Below are 2404 nucleotides of genomic sequence, written 5' to 3'. Positions count from 1 at the left end.
CCCCGCCGTCACCCGGCCAGACGGCACGGACGCCTACATCTTTGCCTCGAGGCTTTCCTACCGGGGCGTGACCAAAGCATTGATGGACTGTCTGGGCGGAGTGCTGTACGTGTTGTCGGGAACTGCGCAGGGGCAGGTCTTTGTCTCGGTCACCGCTTATCAGCCGGGCTATACCAATTCGAATGAAGCTTTGCGACTAAACCTTTCGAATGCGTTGAATGAATTCTCGCTCACCGGCACATATATCGGAGCGCCCCCGGTGACCCAACAGTGAGGAGCCGGCACGGATGTCGGCAAGCGGTCACCCGAACATTCGCCCGGCCCGATGTCGGCCTCGGATTCGGATACCCACCCGACGACGCTCAGCCGTGCGGCCAGTGCAGAGTCTCTTGAATTGATTCCCGCTCGCGGATGCCGATCGGTGACGTATCTTCGAACACCGGGTGCGGACCCACACAGAGTAGTGAAAGGCTGAGACCCGCGATGAAGTTCGTGCTGGCATGCTATGGAACTCGCGGCGATGTCGAGCCCGGCGCCGCCGTCGGCCGTGAGCTGCTGCGCAGAGGGCACGAAGTGCGTATGGCAGTAGCGCCCGACCTGGTTGGCTTCACCGAGTCGGTCGGGCTGCCGGCGGTGCCTTATGGACCGGACGCGCGGGCGTGGCAGGACTTGCACCGCGACGTGTTGATGCATATGTTCCGCAAGTTCTGGAAGGTCCGGGATCTGATCAGGTTGGGCCGCAAAGATCGGGAGCTGTTCGACCAGTGCTGGGAGGACACTCGCACGACGCTGATGTCCCTGGCGGACGGGGCCGACCTGCTGCTCACTGTCGTCATCGGCGAGCAGGCCGCCGCCAACGTCGCCGAGTATTACGACATTCCCTTGGCCACGTTGCATACGTTTCCGATGCGGGCCAACGGCCAGCTCATCCCGGTCCTGCCTGCGCCGCTGGCCCGCTCCGCAATGACGGTGTCCGAGTGGCTGGGTTGGCCCACGGTGAAGAAGCTCGAGGATGCGCAGCGCCGTGATCTGGGCCTGCCGAAGGCAACGGTCCCCGCGTCGCGACGGATAGCCGAGCGTGGATCACTGGAAATCCAGGCCTACGACGAGGTTTGCTTCCCCGGGCTGGCAACCGAATGGGCGAAATTCAATGGGCCCTCAGGGCCCCTGAGACCTTTTGTCGGTGCGCTGACCATGGCGTTGGCCACGGATGCCGATGAGGAGGTCGCCTCCTGGATTGCCGCGGGAACCCCGCCGATTTTCTTCGGCTTTGGCAGCACGCTGGTCAAATCTCCCGCCGATACGATCGCCATGATCGGCGCGGTGTGCGCGCAGTTGGGCGAGCGGGCGTTGGTTTGCTCGGGCGGGAGTGACTTCAGCCAGGTGTCACATCCGGACCACGTCAAGGTGGTGGGCGCGGTAAGTTACGCGGCCGTCTTTCCGGCCTGCCGCGCGCTGGTGCATCACGGTGGCGCGGGCACCACCGCCGTCGGCCTGCGCGCCGGAGTCCCCACGCTGATCCTTTCGACGTGGGGCGATCAGACGATCTGGGGAGCTCGGGTCAAACGACTGAAAGTGGGTACCGCGCGGCGCTTTTCGGCCACGACCCCCGAGTCGCTGGTCGCGGACCTGCGCACCATCCTCGCCCCCGATTACGTCGCCCGGGCCCGCGAGCTCGCCACCCTGACGACCAAACCCGCCGAAAGCGTTACGGCGGCCGCTGATCTGATGGAAGACGTTGTTCGCGCCCGCCGTGTCGGGTGATCGGGAGTGGCCTGTGCCGTGCGCTATTTCAGCGTATACGGCCTGCGGCAGGATCCGATATTCGTTATGCGCGCGGAGCATTCACCGGATCCGCAATGGCAGAGTGCTCTACGATTCGGGCGGCTCCGCGTCCGACCGCACGGCAGTATTCGGTGAGACCGTCGATGTCGAGCGCGTATTATCAACCGTTCTAACGGTATCTAATGTGACGCCGCGATTTGTAGCTGAGTGATTCGCCAAGGGTAGGGGTTAATGACAACCGTCTTGTTCGTGCTGGGTATGTCCCGAACCGGTACCTCCGCGTTGACACGCGTTTTGGCGCTGTCCGGGGCCGCGCTTCCACCCGGCATGATCGGTGCCGCGCGGGGCAACCCGCGTGGCTTCTGGGAACCACGCCAAGCCCACTACCTCAACGAAAAAATTCTGCGCCGCCACCGCAGCGCCTTCCTCGACCCCACATTGCGCCTCCACGAACCCGCCGATAGGCGGGACATCGCCGAGGTCAACGCTTACCTGACCTCATTGCCGCCAAAGGACCTCTACGTCATCAAAGACCTACAGGTGACACCGATAGCAAGGATGTGGTTCGAAGCCGCTCGGACCGCCGGTTACGACGTCGGCACCCTGGTCGCGGTACGCC

1 protein-coding gene and 2 pseudogenes are annotated in these 2404 nt (G+C 63.9%); all 3 read left to right on the top strand.

Annotation, left to right across the window (positions count from 1 at the left end):
• Positions 1–274 (top strand): annotated as a pseudogene (locus VML93_RS35840) (hypothetical protein); the annotation flags it as partial.
• A gap of 209 nt (positions 275–483) precedes the next feature.
• Positions 484–1764, top strand: coding sequence for a glycosyltransferase (locus tag VML93_RS35835; RefSeq protein WP_325618201.1), 1281 nt, complete (start codon positions 484–486; stop codon positions 1762–1764).
• A 252-nt stretch (positions 1765–2016) separates the two neighbouring features.
• A pseudogene (locus VML93_RS35830) lies at positions 2017–2404 on the top strand (sulfotransferase family protein); the annotation flags it as partial.

Source organism: Mycobacterium sp. (genome assembly GCF_035499775.1).
Lineage (GTDB): Bacteria > Actinomycetota > Actinomycetes > Mycobacteriales > Mycobacteriaceae > Mycobacterium.
This window is presented reverse-complemented; position numbering and strand designations above follow the sequence as displayed.

What these genes read in the sequence shown, in the direction of transcription:
- VML93_RS35835 (WP_325618201.1), top strand. Translation starts at nt 484, where the DNA reads ATGAAGTTCGTGCTGGCATGCTATGGAACTCGCGGCGATGTCGAGCCC.